This is a genomic window from Neobacillus pocheonensis (assembly GCF_050477905.1).
In the GTDB taxonomy this organism is placed as follows: domain Bacteria; phylum Bacillota; class Bacilli; order Bacillales; family Cytobacillaceae; genus Neobacillus; species Neobacillus pocheonensis_A.
This window is the reverse complement of record NZ_JBCNAD010000033.1, coordinates 87978-102604: the sequence shown is the minus strand read 5'-3', so window position 1 is coordinate 102604 and position 14627 is coordinate 87978. Positions and strand designations below refer to the sequence as shown.

At 43.8% G+C, this 14627-nt stretch carries 15 protein-coding genes; all 15 read right to left on the bottom strand.

Features of this window, described 5'->3' with window-relative positions:
* Nucleotides 1-80: 80 nt before the first annotated feature.
* Nucleotides 81-1364: an ABC transporter substrate-binding protein gene (locus tag ABES02_RS18650; RefSeq protein WP_430138139.1), complete on the bottom strand. Its 1284-nt coding sequence runs from the start codon at nucleotides 1362-1364 to the stop codon at nucleotides 81-83.
* Nucleotides 1365-1648: 284 nt separating this feature from the next.
* A complete protein-coding gene (locus ABES02_RS18645; RefSeq protein WP_430138136.1) occupies nucleotides 1649-2059 on the bottom strand; it encodes a F0F1 ATP synthase subunit epsilon in 411 nt (136 codons plus the stop codon).
* 21 nt (nucleotides 2060-2080) lie between these two features.
* Nucleotides 2081-3502 (bottom strand): F0F1 ATP synthase subunit beta, encoded by a 1422-nt coding sequence (atpD, locus tag ABES02_RS18640; protein ID WP_430138133.1) that lies wholly within the window; start codon nucleotides 3500-3502, stop codon nucleotides 2081-2083.
* Between the two features lie 204 nt (nucleotides 3503-3706).
* Entirely contained in the window at nucleotides 3707-4564 is an 858-nt protein-coding gene (atpG, locus tag ABES02_RS18635) for an ATP synthase F1 subunit gamma (RefSeq protein ID WP_430138130.1), read from the bottom strand.
* Between the two features lie 192 nt (nucleotides 4565-4756).
* Nucleotides 4757-6265: a F0F1 ATP synthase subunit alpha gene (gene atpA, locus ABES02_RS18630; protein ID WP_430138127.1), complete on the bottom strand. Its 1509-nt coding sequence runs from the start codon at nucleotides 6263-6265 to the stop codon at nucleotides 4757-4759.
* Between the two features lie 26 nt (nucleotides 6266-6291).
* Nucleotides 6292-6828: a F0F1 ATP synthase subunit delta gene (locus ABES02_RS18625; RefSeq protein WP_430138125.1), complete on the bottom strand. Its 537-nt coding sequence runs from the start codon at nucleotides 6826-6828 to the stop codon at nucleotides 6292-6294.
* Nucleotides 6825-7355, bottom strand: coding sequence for a F0F1 ATP synthase subunit B (locus ABES02_RS18620; RefSeq protein WP_430138122.1), 531 nt, complete (start codon nucleotides 7353-7355; stop codon nucleotides 6825-6827). The genes ABES02_RS18625 and ABES02_RS18620 overlap by 4 nt, the downstream gene beginning before the upstream one ends.
* Nucleotides 7356-7473: 118 nt before the next feature.
* Complete coding sequence (gene atpE, locus ABES02_RS18615) at nucleotides 7474-7686, bottom strand: F0F1 ATP synthase subunit C (RefSeq protein ID WP_223594889.1); 213 nt, start codon at nucleotides 7684-7686, stop codon at nucleotides 7474-7476.
* Nucleotides 7687-7737: 51 nt separating this feature from the next.
* Nucleotides 7738-8451: a F0F1 ATP synthase subunit A gene (gene atpB / locus ABES02_RS18610; RefSeq protein ID WP_430138119.1), complete on the bottom strand. Its 714-nt coding sequence runs from the start codon at nucleotides 8449-8451 to the stop codon at nucleotides 7738-7740.
* Nucleotides 8452-8473: 22 nt separating this feature from the next.
* Complete coding sequence (locus tag ABES02_RS18605; RefSeq protein ID WP_430138116.1) at nucleotides 8474-8848, bottom strand: ATP synthase subunit I; 375 nt, start codon at nucleotides 8846-8848, stop codon at nucleotides 8474-8476.
* Between the two features lie 2 nt (nucleotides 8849-8850).
* Nucleotides 8851-9075, bottom strand: a complete 225-nt coding sequence (locus ABES02_RS18600) for an AtpZ/AtpI family protein (RefSeq protein ID WP_430138113.1) — start codon at nucleotides 9073-9075, stop codon at nucleotides 8851-8853.
* A gap of 291 nt (nucleotides 9076-9366) precedes the next feature.
* Nucleotides 9367-11562, bottom strand: coding sequence for a S8 family serine peptidase (locus tag ABES02_RS18595; RefSeq protein WP_430138111.1), 2196 nt, complete (start codon nucleotides 11560-11562; stop codon nucleotides 9367-9369).
* Nucleotides 11563-11881: 319 nt separating this feature from the next.
* Nucleotides 11882-12511, bottom strand: a complete 630-nt coding sequence (upp, locus tag ABES02_RS18590; RefSeq protein WP_430138109.1) for a uracil phosphoribosyltransferase — start codon at nucleotides 12509-12511, stop codon at nucleotides 11882-11884.
* Between the two features lie 126 nt (nucleotides 12512-12637).
* Entirely contained in the window at nucleotides 12638-13879 is a 1242-nt protein-coding gene (gene glyA / locus ABES02_RS18585; protein WP_430138106.1) for a serine hydroxymethyltransferase, read from the bottom strand.
* Nucleotides 13880-14049: 170 nt separating this feature from the next.
* Nucleotides 14050-14616 carry a TIGR01440 family protein gene (locus ABES02_RS18580; RefSeq protein WP_430138104.1) on the bottom strand — a complete coding sequence of 189 codons (567 nt, stop codon included), beginning with the start codon at nucleotides 14614-14616 and terminating at the stop codon, nucleotides 14050-14052.
* Between the last annotated feature and the right edge of the window lie 11 nt (nucleotides 14617-14627).

The window sequence follows — 14627 nt, the reverse complement described above, 5'->3', positions numbered from 1 at the left end:
TCAACATCTATGAAAATGCCGGTTTAATAGGAAGCATTTTTACTATAAACCGACACTTTTATAGAATGCATTTTTCTTAATTACTTCACTTGCTTCGCTGCATCTTGAACAGCCTTCATGATTTGTTCAGGCTTCATTGTTCCGCCAATTAAAGCTTGAACTCCATCGCCATAAGGTTTGAAAATTCGAGTATCTAATGCACTGTCTGTCCAAATAAGCATATCTGGCTGTTCTTTAATCATATCCATCGCTTTTACATCAGCTTCCGTTGCGGTATTGGCATTAACCGCACCTTCAACCGTACTTGGCATACCAGTATCCTTAGCCAATTTTTCCCCGTTTGCCTTTGAGGTTAAGAACTCCAAGAACTCAACGGCTTCTTTAGGGTGTTGTGATTTGCTGTGAACCATGAATCCTTCTGGAGCTCCGATTAGGCCGCCTTGGTCGCCTTTAGCGCCGTCGATTGTCGGCACTTTAAAGGAATCCCATTTAAACGCTGCGTCTTTCATATACGTAATTTCCTGTGTTTCCAAGAACATGATCGCTGCTTTTCCGCCTAGGAACAGGTTTCTTGCTTCATCATGTGCAGTCGCATTTGGATTTTCATTAAAGAAAGGTCGTAATTGATCCAGCTTCTTCAATGCCTCAACATAACTAGGGTCAGTGAACTCTGCTCCCTTAAAGCTTAAATCCTTTGCTAATACATCCTGTGGTACAATTCGCTGATTTAATGCTGTTACATAGTGAGCTGCTGCCCATGGTGATTTATTTCCTAAAATGATTGGCGTTGTGCCGCTCTTTTTAATCGTATTTAGAACTGTGATGAATTCATCCCAAGTAGTCGGTGCTTTTAAACCTAATTTATCAAACACGTCTTTGTTGTAGAAGAATAACTTACTGTCGGTAAATAGTGGAACACCATAGGTTTTATCATCCTTTTGGAAGAATTTCACCTGTGATGCGATTAAATTGTCTGACCAAGCTTTGTCATCTTGGTAGTATTTTGAAAGGTCTAATGCTACACCATCACGGATAAACTTCTGGCCATATTCCCCAGCCCATGTGAAGAAAATATCCGGTGGATTTTTGCTTCCAAGAAGCACGTTTGCTTTTTGTTTGTAATCATCGTTTAATGCTGTTACCTGTTCAACATGAACATCTGGATGTTCCTTTTCAAACTCTTTAATCACACTATTAAAATAAGTTTTATACGGCTCATTTGGCCAGCGGTAGAAAAATGTGATCGTCTTCTTGCCATTTTCTGATTTGGATGAAGTAGTGCTACTTGAGGAACATCCTGCCAAAATTAATGAGATTACCATGAAAAAACCAACTGCTACAGTAAACCAACGTTTCACATACATACCCCCAATAATTATTCTTTCTACACCTGAAATAAAACGCTTACAACTTTGGTTAAGCTTTTCAAAAATCAGTGGTTATCATCCCCCCATTTATCATACTGTCATATTTCATGACTTAATGTATTATAAGATTATATTACATAATATAACGTTTCTAGTCAATATCAAAATTAGGGGAATTTTCAAATAATTTGGGACGATCAAAAATTTAGTACATCATTAGTTCATTTGAAACAATAAAAACAAAAAACCCCTCCAAATCGGGAGGGGTTTCATTATTTAAACTATAATACTTTTCTTTCCGATACGGCGAGGCGATTGATGGCGCGTTGCAGGGCAAGCTCAGCACGTTTGAAATCGATTTGATCCTGGCGCTGTTCTTGGAGACGCTGCTCGGCACGTTCCTTCGCTCGTAGAGCACGTTCAACATCAATATCTGAACCTTTTTCAGCAGATTGAGCTAAAATCGTCACTTGATCAGGACGGACTTCTAAAAATCCACCGCTAACTGCGATCAGTTCCTCTTTCCCATCTTTCAACAGGCGAACAGCGCTAATCTCGAGCGGAGCAACCAAAGGAATGTGGTCAGGCAAAATACCTAGTTCACCACTAATAGCCTTTGCAATAACCATTTCCACTTCTGAATCATACACCGGGCCATCGGGAGTAACAACATTGACACGAATTGTCTTCATTTTTTACCCTCCTGGCGCCTCTTAGGCTTCTACACCCATGCGTTTTGCGGCTTCAACCACTTCTTCAATGCGGCCGACTAAGCGGAATGCATCTTCTGGAAGGTGGTCATACTTACCATCAAGGATTTCTTTAAATCCTTTAACCGTTTCTTTAACAGGTACATAAGATCCAGGCTGGCCAGTGAACTGTTCAGCAACGTGGAAGTTCTGTGATAAGAAGAATTGCAGACGACGCGCACGAAGTACGACTAACTTATCATCATCAGAAAGTTCGTCCATACCAAGGATCGCGATGATATCCTGTAATTCACGGTAACGTTGTAATGTTTGTTGTACTTTACGAGATACAGCGTAGTGCTCTTCGCCAACGATTTCTGGTGACAATGCACGAGAAGTCGAAGCAAGAGGATCCACCGCAGGGTAGATACCCATCTCAGAAAGCTTACGCTCAAGGTTAGTTGTTGCATCCAAGTGAGCGAAAGTCGTAGCAGGAGCCGGATCCGTATAGTCATCGGCTGGAACGTAAATCGCTTGGATTGATGTAACAGAACCTACGTTAGTAGATGTGATACGCTCTTGTAATTTACCCATTTCAGTAGCAAGAGTCGGTTGGTAACCTACCGCTGATGGCATACGGCCAAGTAGCGCGGAAACCTCAGAACCTGCTTGCGTGAAACGGAAGATGTTATCCATGAAGAAAAGAACGTCCTGTCCTTGCTCATCACGGAAATATTCAGCCATAGTCAAACCAGTCAAGGCAACACGCATACGTGCTCCTGGCGGCTCGTTCATTTGTCCGAATACCATCGCTGTTTTCTTGATAACGCCTGAATCCGTCATTTCATGGTAAAGGTCGTTACCTTCACGAGTACGCTCACCAACACCGGCGAATACGGAAATACCACCGTGCTCTTGAGCGATGTTATTGATCAATTCCTGGATTAATACGGTTTTACCTACACCTGCACCACCGAATAGACCGATCTTACCACCCTTAATATATGGAGCAAGCAAGTCTACTACCTTAATACCAGTTTCAAGGATCTCTACTTCAGTAGAAAGATTTTCAAAAGTTGGCGCTTCACGGTGAATCGAATCACGACGCTCACTTGCCGGAATCTCTTCCTTCAAGTCAATAACTTCACCTAAAACGTTAAATACACGGCCAAGAGTTGGATCCCCAACCGGTACCGAAATCGCTTTACCAGTATCTTGTACTTCCAAACCGCGAGTTAAACCGTCAGTAGAAGCCATCGCAATCGTACGAACAGTATCATCACCTAAATGAAGGGCTACTTCAAGAGTTAAGTTGATATCAACTTCTGATTCATTACGCGCTTTGGAACTAATTTTCAATGCGTTATAGATCTCTGGAAGCTTGCCGTTTTCAAACTTAACGTCAACAACCGGACCCATAATCTGAACAACGCGTCCAATGTTCATCGTTTTCCCTCCTATCTTACTCTCCAAAGATCTTTTTTGAAAAAGGAACTTTGGAATCACACTTTTCTTTGATCCGTCCAAAATGGAGTCGGGAACGATAGACTCATTCCCTAAGGCCATCACTTATCAAGGTCCCTGTATAGGGTACATTTTTAAAAAATAAAGCATAAGGTTCGCCGCGAGGCTAACTTATGGTAGCTACTTCTACTCGAGTGCTGCCGCACCGCCGACGATTTCCGCAATCTCTTGGGTAATCGCTGCCTGACGGGCACGGTTGTAAATGAGTGAGTAGTTCTTGATCATTTCTTTCGCATTATCGGTTGCGTTTCTCATCGCCGTCATCCGGGCAGCATGCTCACTTGCTTTACTGTCTAATAGAGCACCGTAAATTAAGCTTTCAGCATATTGCGGCAGGAGAACTTCTAGAATTTCTTCTGCAGACGGTTCGAATTCATAGGAAGTAAGCTTGTTAGAAGTTGAGATATCCGTTAACGGAAGCAGCTTCTTATCAGTTACTTCTTGTGAAATCGCACTGATATAGTGACTGTAATAAATATATAGTTCATCGAATGTGCCATCTGCAAACATGCCAACGGTGCTAGAAGCAATATCTTTAATGTCGTTGAAGTTCGGCTGATCGGAAATCCCGACGATCTCGAGAGCCACATTCATGCCGCGCTTGACGAAAAAGTCACGTGCTACACGTCCGATTGCAATAATCGCAAACTCATCATTCGATTTATGACGTTCTTGGATTGTCTGATAAACACGACGGATGACGTTGCTGTTAAATGCACCAGCAAGTCCACGGTCGGATGTCATAACAATATAACCCGTTTTCTTTACTTCACGGGCTTCAAGCATTGGGTGAGCCATCCCTTGTGCGCCGAGAGCGATTGCCGCCGTTACTTCCTGGATTTTTTCCATGTACGGTACGAATGACTTCGCATTCATAACGCCGCGGTTCCATTTCGCAGCAGACGTCATTTCCATCGCTTTCGTGATCTGACTCATCTTTTTCGTAGAATTAATACTATTTTTTATATCGCGTAATGATGCCATAGGTTCTCACCACCCTCATTCAAAGAATGTAGCTTTGGTGTCAGGCACCACCCGTGGACAAACCAACGCTTTTGTCTTCCTGGAGTGGACAATTTCGAGTAACTCGGAAACTGTCCTTCCACAGAGGACAAAATTGAGGAAATGTCTTTTTGTGGTGCCTGACACCATCGCTGTTCAATTTGTCAGACCCTATTATTCGCTAACTGCAAACGTCTTTTTGAAGTCGTTGATTGCAGAAGCCATATCGTCATCAGAAGGAAGAACCTTCGTTTTTGTAATATGGTCTAACAACTCTTTGCGGTTGTGGTCTAACCAGTTTAAGAATTCAGATTCGAAGCGACGAATATCTGCTAAAGGAATATCGTCTAAGAATCCGCGTGTTAATGCATATAGAATCGCTACTTGTTTTTCAACAGAAAGCGGCTTGTTAAGATCTTGTTTTAGAACTTCAACCGTACGTGCACCACGAGCAAGCTTTGCTTGTGTTGCTTTATCAAGGTCAGAACCGAACTGAGCAAATGCTTCTAATTCACGGTATGATGCAAGGTCAAGACGCAGTGTACCTGCAACCTGCTTCATCGCCTTGATTTGAGCAGAACCACCTACACGGGATACGGATAGACCAGCATTGATCGCTGGACGTACGCCAGAGAAGAATAGGTCTGATTGTAAGAAAATTTGTCCATCCGTGATGGAGATAACGTTTGTTGGGATATAAGCAGAAACGTCACCTGCTTGTGTTTCGATGAACGGTAACGCAGTGATTGAACCAGCACCAAGTGTGTCGTTCAATTTCGCTGCACGCTCTAATAAACGGGAGTGCAAGTAGAATACATCCCCTGGATATGCTTCACGACCTGGAGGACGGCGAAGTAATAGGGAAAGTTCACGGTATGCAGCCGCTTGCTTAGAAAGATCATCATATACGATTAATACGTGCTTGCCGTTGTACATAAACTCTTCTGCCATCGCAACACCCGCATATGGTGCTAAGAATAGCATTGGAGCTGGCTGTGATGCCGATGCAGAAACAACGATTGTGTAATCTAATGCGCCATTCTTACGAAGAGTTTCAACCGCATTACGTACAGTTGATTCTTTTTGTCCGATCGCAACATAGATACAAATCATGTTTTCAGTTTTTTGGTTCAAGATGGTGTCGATCGCAACAGATGTTTTACCTGTTTGACGGTCACCGATGATTAATTCACGTTGTCCGCGGCCGATTGGTACTAGCGCGTCAATCGCTTTAATTCCTGTTTGTAATGGCTCATGAACGGATTTACGTGCCATAACGCCTGAAGCAACTGCTTCAACAGGGCGAGTTTTGGTTGTATTGATTGGACCCATACCATCGATTGGTTGTCCTAATGAGTTCACAACGCGTCCGATTAGTTCCTCACCAACTGGAACCTCCATGATGCGGCCTGTACGGCGAACCTCGTCACCTTCACGGATTTCAGTGAAAGCTCCAAGGATAATGATACCGACGTTATTTTCTTCAAGGTTTTGTGCCATACCCATAACGCCGTTTGAAAATTCAACTAGTTCTCCAGCCATGACATTGTCGAGGCCATGAACACGAGCGATACCGTCACCTACGGAGATAACTGTACCGACATCAGTCACTAGAATTTCTGCCTGATAGTTTTCAATTTGCTTTTTAATCAGGGCACTGATTTCTTCAGCTTTGATGCTCATGAGTTTCACCCCTATTCTTTCGAATCTTAGCTTAACAATTTACGTTCTAAACGATCGAGCTTGCCGCGCAAGCTGCCGTCATATATACGATTTCCGATGCGGAGCTTGATGCCGCCGAGCAAATCGGAATCTACGATATTTTCAATTCTTAATGATTTCTTGCCAATTTTCTCAGCAAATGTAGTAGAAACAGCGTCTCTTTCAGCGTCTGTCAATGGACGAATGCTGTAGACTTTTGCTTCCGCAATACCCATTTCCTCATTTGCAAGGTCGATAAATTGGTTAACCACTTCAACGATTTCATCTTCGCGATGGCGATCGATTAAAATCATTAACGTATTTAAAACATAAGCATTTACAGATGAAAAAGCATTACGGATAATTTCCTTTTTCTTTTCATTTGTAAGCTTTGAAGATTTTAAAACAGCCTTCAAATCGGCATTGTAGTCCAAGACTTCTCTTACTACACGAAGTTCTTCTTCTACGTTACTTAGAATCTGCTGTTCTTTTGCAATTTGAAAAAGAGCTGATGCGTAGCGTTTTGCTACCATGGAGTTGCTCATCGCCCTTCTCCTGCCTCTTTAAGATATTCGTTAATCAGCTGATCTTGATCTGCTGCAGTCAATTCTTTTTCAATTACTTTAGAAGCAATTAGAACTGATAGAGAAGCAACCTGCTCGCGGATAGCGGCAACAGCTTTCTCTTTTTGCTGCTCGATTTCAAGCTTGGCAGCTTCTTTAATGCGTTCTGCTTCAGTACGAGCGGCAACAACGATTTCTTCACGTTGGATGTCGCCTTGCTTACGCGCATTTTCCATTAAAACTTGTGCTTCTGAACGAGCTTCTTTTAAAAGATTTCTTTGCTCTTCTAAAATCTTTTTCGCTTCCTGACGGCTGGTTTCAGCCGCAGAGATTTCGCTAACAATATGCTCTTCACGCTGCTTCATAATGCCCATTAATGGACCCCAAGCAAACTTTTTAAGCAATGCTAACAAAACGATGAACATTATAAGTTGGAAAATGATATCTCCATAATTTACATGGTGGCCAGCTTCCGCTGCAGCCCCCAATACTAGACTGTTCGTTAACACCCCGGGTTCACTCCTTTCAAGAGTCGCTTAAGCGATAGTAAAACAACCTTATAAAAATAACAGACATAAAGGAATGGCGAAGTTTTTACGCGCTTCGCCATCTGGAGTTTTTGTCATTTTATCGGTTCAATACCATGAACGCAATTACAACACCGATGATCGGAAGGGCTTCAACTAACGCTACCCCGATGAACATAGTTGTTTGTAATAGACCACGAGCGTGTGGCTGACGAGCGATACCTTCTACTGTACGTCCTACGATTAGACCGTTACCGATACCGGCACCTACTGCTGCTAAACCAATTGCGATTGCTGCTGCTATAAGATTCATTATTTTGTTCCTCCTTAAAAGTGTATGAATAAGTTTATTTGTTTAAATATATTAATGGTCATGGCTGACTTTATGAGACAGATAAACCATCGTTAACATAGTGAAGATGTAAGCCTGGATACTGCCGACGAAAACAGAGAAACCTTGCCATACAAGTGTCAACGGTACTGCTGCTATCATACCGGCGATACCTTGATGGGCTAATCCTGCTGCCAATAGTGAAAGTAATAATTCACCGGCATAGATGTTTCCGTAAAGACGCAGACCAAGTGTTAAAGTGTTTGCAAATTCCTCAATGATTTTCAACGGGAATAAGAATTTCATTGGCTGGAAGAAGCCTTCTCCATATCCCTTTGCGCCTTTTAACTTGACGCCGTAATAATGGGATAATCCCACCACCAAACAGGCCAAAGTCAAGGTAATGACTGGATCTGCAGTTGGCGATTTCCACCATAACTTTTCATCAATGACGACTGAAAATGGCAAACCTAGCATATTGGATACAAAAATATACATAATTAGCGTTAGCCCTAGGACGTGGAATCTGCCGCCTTCCTTCCAATCCATCGTGCTGTTGATGATGCTTTTGACAAAGTCAAGCACCCATTCTAAAAAGTTCTGCATTCCTGTTGGTTTCATTGCAAGCCTGCGGGTAGAAAGCACGGCAATAAGAAAAACAACTAAACTTGCAACTGTAATCATCAGGATATTAGCACCATTAAACCATAGACCCATAAATTCAAACTCAGGAGCTCCATGATGCATATAAACTCACCTCGCTTCCCATTCATTTATGTACATGCAATGCATGGTAAAAATAATCTATCATAATGACAATATAGGATGTCATTAGTCCTATCACTACACCAATGATGTGGAAATACTCAGGGTATCGTAAAGCGATGACGCCTGCGATTCCAGCTGTCGCCATTCTTTGCAGCGACCCTAGAGAGCGTACTTTTTTCCCTTCTGAAATAGCCTTATCGAACTTTTCAGTTTTCCGCACCAATAACCAAAGATTCAGGAAGCTGAACACAGTCCCAAGAATCAGTCCTAAAAACATTGTTTTGTAATCGGTAAAACCCCAGCCAAGAACATAAATGGACAACAAGTAAAAAATCCATTTCTTTTGCCTGTTGTACATCTTTCGAAAATCTGGCATCGTTATTTTTCTCCTGAATAAAAATGGCGGATTGAAAGAAGCATGGAATAGGTTCCTGCTGCAAGTCCAATCAACAATCCGACTATTAAGAAAATTGGCTCGGTACCCCAATGTCGATCCAGCCATCTTCCTGCAAATATACCTATGAGAATGGAACCGACTAACTGGGAGACAATTGCGGACATCAAAGCCATTGCTTGAAATGGGTTGCGGTTATTTTGACGCATACTATCGATCCTCTCTCCAAGAGAATGTCAAGCGGGTAAGAGGCAATTTAATACACAAAAAAAATGTATCAATATTGTGAAAACCCTATCATTTACACCCTTTGTTAGCATACAATAGCGACTTGTCAATGTCAATGAATTTACGTGAAATATGCCACAAACAATTTCCCAAAAATTCTTCCATCCAGATGTGATTTATATCACTTTAATTGTATTGCAAATAATGAAGATTTTTTGACCCTTTTGTGTCTATTTTGTGAACAATGTTTTCAGAAAGTTCGGGAAATAATCTTAGTTTGCTATTGTAATCATCGCCTCAATAAAATCCTCCCGGCCTGCCTTTTTCGCAAATACTTTAGCAATATAGGTTCCTTTTGGTGGCAGCAGCTCGCTAGCGAGGTCTTTTTGAATCTGCCCCTTTTTGAGATTAAAGCCCGAATCAAGGAATCCCACAAACCGATAATCCTCCGGGTTAAAAAGGGCAATCCCAAATTCCTCCGCTCCGCCTGGCAAATACACCTCATACCGATACTGCCCCGGTTTGTCGCCGACGACAAAATCAAATCCCATGACCCGCGGATAATTAGGTTCCTCCAGCACATAAAGATACGGAATTTGAACGGTGTCTGCCCCAGCGTGCAAACTCAAATAACCATCCTGGACCTTTCCTTTGAAAAGGACGGGGTCAACCATTAGCTCCACCGTGATATCCTTTGTCTCCTTTGGCTCAAGTGTAAACGCAAGCGGGAACCTCCAGCTGAGTCCGTCAACTTGGTGTGGAATGTCGAAGGTGTAGCGAGTGGCGTGATTACTTGTATTTTCAATGTGTAAAAAGGTCTTATGCTGGTCATGATTGTCTGTAAATTTTCCAAAATGGATAGAGCCAGGGGTTACAAGTGATTCCGCCTTAACCGCTTCATCAACCTGAATCCGGCCCGCTCCTTGTTCATACGTGCGATAGAGATCGTCGGCCTTCTTTAACGGCTTAGCCGTGTTCATCAAAGCAGCCTTAATTTGCTCCGGCGTCCAATCCGGGTGCGCCTGCTTAATCAACGCACAAGCCCCGGCCACATGCGGCGCCGCCATACTCGTCCCCTGCAAACTCAGGTATCCGCCCGGAATCGTCGAATTAATCGCCACCCCTGGCGCCACAATATCCGGCTTAATCTCCCACGTCCCCGTCACCGGTCCCCGTGAACTAAAATCCGCAAGACGATCCACTTCCTCGGTAACCTCTAGGCGTGCCATGATACTTCGCTTACTTAATTCTTTTTTCAAAAAGACTCCGTCACACTTCGTGAGTGCTCCGACCGGGAGGGTCAGCTCAGATTCCAGGTTTCCCATGAAGTTTCCGCTCATATTATTGTAGATTAGCACAGCTCTTGCGCCCGCCTTTCGGGCATTTTCTGCTTTTTCCGTGAACGTTAAGGTTCCCCTCTGGATGAGGGCAATTTTGCCTGTGACGTTTTTTAGATCTTGCGGTCGTCCGATGCCGCCGTCGACTAGGTCGGTCGAGCGGTCGAGATCCCATTGACCCGAGCCTTCAAGCGGCTGAATCCGAAATTTAGCCCAACTTCCTTCTATTAATAGCTTTGGAATTTTCATCGTTGGTGTCGAGGCACCAACAGAGATCGCTTTTGAGGCCGTCCCCGGTGAACCGACCGTCCACACATCCGGTCCCGAGTTGCCGGAAGCCGCTACAGCAACAATCCCTTTATCAACTGCTCGGTTAAGAGCGAGACTAATTGGCAGGTCAGGACCATTGATATCATTCCCAAGCGAAAGATTCACAATATCCACTTTGTCTTTGATCGCCTGCTCAATGGCGGCGAGCACCTGCTCCGTTGTCCCGCCCCCGCCAGGGCCAAGTGCGCGGTAGGCGAGAATTTTCGCTTCAGGCGCGACGCCTTTTATTTTTCCATTGGCGGCAATGATGCCGGCAACATGGGTGCCATGGATGGTTGCTCTGCCTAAGGCTTTCGTCTCCATCGGGTCACGGTCGTTGTCAACGAGGTCGTGGCCGCCGGCATAATTCCGCTGCAGGTCAGGGTGAGTGTAATCCACACCTGTATCGATGACGCCCACTTTGATTCCCCTCCCAGTCAGCCGTTCGTTTTGTGTGTCAAAATATCTGCGAACCTCTTCCCCGCCGATAATTTTCACACTTTCCTCTGTCTCGGCCTGGTATTGATGGATGGGCGAGACATTTACGATTGGTTTGTGCTTGGCGAGCTGGGCAATTGTTTCTGGATTGGCCTCGATGGAAAAACCATTGATAGCTTCATGGAACACACGCCGTAACTTTACATCTTTATATGGCTGAAGGAGCATTTTGATTTCTTGCTCGGATTGCGGTTTGTCCAACACAACTATTGCAACCGTTGTTGTTTTTGGAATGGGAGGATGAATTAGGATTTTTGAAGGTTGAAAAGCCGGTGCCGATGCCGGAATTTGCAGGGCAAGAAGCAATGCGAGTAGAAGTCTCATATGAAAATTTCCCCTTTTTTCATATCGTTTTCCTTGGGCGGGGAAAGTATGCGGCCAGGCTCATTAAAATTCCTATTGGTAAAACGTGGTTACAATTGGGGTTTGCGAGTTATATATGTAATGCTCATTGCCTTAAAACTATTTAAGCAAGCTCTTATGGGCAAATGAAGGGTGATCCATTTACGTTTTCCCCAAAATATAGGCTCTCTCGAGCAATGAAATACCCCTGCATTTACCCTACTCATCAAAAGTGAACTTCCTCGGGCAATGAAAACAAATAAGCCGAGCAGACCTAGGTCCACTCGACTTTTTCAAAACCTTATTTTGTTCCAAACAACCGGTCACCGGCATCGCCAAGACCTGGGACGATGTACCCGTGGTCGTTTAATTTCTCATCCAAGGCAGCGATATAAATATCAACATCTGGATGTTCTGTTTTTACCGCCTCTACGCCTTCAGGAGCGGCAATCAAACACATAAATTTGATGTTCTTAGCGCCGCGTTTTTTCAAGGCATGGATCGCATCAATCGCAGAACCACCTGTTGCCAGCATCGGATCAACAACAATGAAATCACGTTCTTCAACGTCGCTCGGAAGCTTCACATAGTATTCCACAGGCTTCAATGTTTCCGGGTCACGGTATAAGCCGACATGGCCCACCTTCGCTGCTGGAATACATTTCAACATGCCATCGACCATGCCGATGCCTGCACGTAAAATCGGCACCAAGCCTAATTTTTTCCCTGACAAAACCTTTGAATTCGTCTTGCATACTGGTGTTTCAATTTCGATATCTTCAAGCGGCATATCCCTTGTGATTTCAAACGCCATCAATGTTGCCACTTCGTCAACCAATTCACGGAATTCCTTTGTTCCCGTATGTTTATCACGTATGTAAGTAAGCTTATGCTGAATAAGTGGATGGTCGAAGACGTATACCTTTGCCACAATAATCGCCCCTTTATTAAAATTAACTTCGTCTCATTTTACAGAAAAAAAAACCATTGAGCAACAGTTTGATTATTCAAAAAAAATCGACCTAACTTGAACATAGTTAGGCCGATTCTCTGCTGTTTAATATTCTGGATATAATGTAAATTTGCTAGTTAAGGCTTCAACGCGTCCGCGCGCTTCTGCAAGCGTTGCTTCATCCTCATGATTTTTCAAAGTGAAGGCAATGATCGAAGCAATCTCGTCCATATCCGCTAAACCAAAGCCGCGAGAAGTAACTGCTGCTGTTCCAATACGAACACCACTTGTCACAAACGGGCTATTCTGATCGAATGGAATCGTGTTTTTATTAACGGTGATACCGATTTCGTCCAATACTTTTTCAGCCACTTTTCCTGTTAAACCTAGGCTTGTCACATCCACTAACAATAAGTGGTTGTCAGTACCGCCGGATACTAAAGTTAAGCCTTCTTTTACAAGGCTGTCAGCTAAGCGCTGGGCATTGGCGATAATGTTTCCAGCATACTCTTTGAAGCTGTCCTCCAGTGCTTCGCCAAAAGCAACGGCTTTTGCTGCGATTACGTGCATAAGCGGACCGCCCTGGATGCCAGGGAAAATAGATTTATCAATCTTTTTGCCGAATTCCTCTTTGCAAAGAATCATTCCTCCGCGAGGACCGCGTAATGTTTTATGTGTAGTTGTAGTCACGAAATCTGCGTATGGCACTGGATTTTGGTGCAGACCTGCTGCAACAAGACCAGCGATGTGCGCCATATCCACCATTAAGTAAGCGCCGACTTCATCGGCAATTTCACGGAACTTCGCAAAATCGATGGCGCGCGGGTAGGCGCTGGCACCAGCAACAATGAGCTTTGGCTTATGCTCTAACGCTTTCGCACGAACGTCATCATAATTGATGCGGTGTGTTGTTTCATCAACACCGTATTCAACGAAATTATATTGAATACCACTAAAGTTAACTGGGCTGCCGTGTGTTAAGTGGCCGCCGTGGGATAAATTCATGCCAAGCACTGTGTCGCCTTGCTCTAAGATGGTGAAGTAAACCGCCATGTTGGCTTGTGCTCCGGAATGAGGCTGAACATTGACATATTCTGCTCCAAAAATTTGCTTCGCACGGTCGCGGGCAAGATCTTCGACGATATCAACATATTCACAACCGCCATAGTAGCGGCGAGCTGGATAGCCTTCTGCATATTTGTTCGTTAAAACTGACCCTTGTGCCTCCATTACGGCTTCACTTACAAAGTTTTCTGAGGCAATTAATTCGATTTTAGAACGTTGACGGCCAAGTTCTTTTTGAATCGCTTGAAATACCTGTTCGTCGGCTTGAGACAAATGCTTCATGATTATCCCCCTTGTATGTAAAAAACTATGGACTATTTCGAAAATTCCTTTTTTATTTTAACACGAAACCCAAGCAAAATAAAAGGGAAACATTTTTCGTTTTTTCAATAAAATACCGAAAGAAAATTCTGTTTTTCTATTTGTTCAAGTTCAAATTACGAACATTAAACTTAAGAACAACTCGAATTTTCGTCTTTTCGCTCATATACCGCTCTAGCTCCGCCAATTAGCTTCGGCCGAGTTTTCGCCAGCGTAACGTGGGCATGTCCAACGCTTTTCTGCTTCACTCGCACCGGTACAGCGACATGTTTCAAGTGCATCCCCATTAACGTATGGCCAATGTCAATTCCCGCCTCCGCCTTTACGAACTCCACGACAACCGCATTGTCCATGCTTTCGAAAGCATAAGTGGCCATTGCCCCGCCTGCCGTACGAGCAGGAACAACGGAAACCTCATCATAACGGCGCTCTTCGGCCACTGAACGTTCCACAACCAAGGCCCGATTAAGATGTTCGCAGCATTGGAACGCCAACTCGATACCCGTGTCCGCCTGAAGTTTTTTTAAACTGCGAAAAATCATCGCGGCGACGTCAAAGGTACCAGCCGTCCCGATGCGCTCGCCGATAACCTCACTCGTGCTGCAGCCAACTACCAGCAGCTCTCCCGGTTTCAACGACGCAATCTCTTTAAATTCGGATAAAATGGTTTCAAGTTCTTTTTCCCATTCTTGAATCATCGACACCTCGA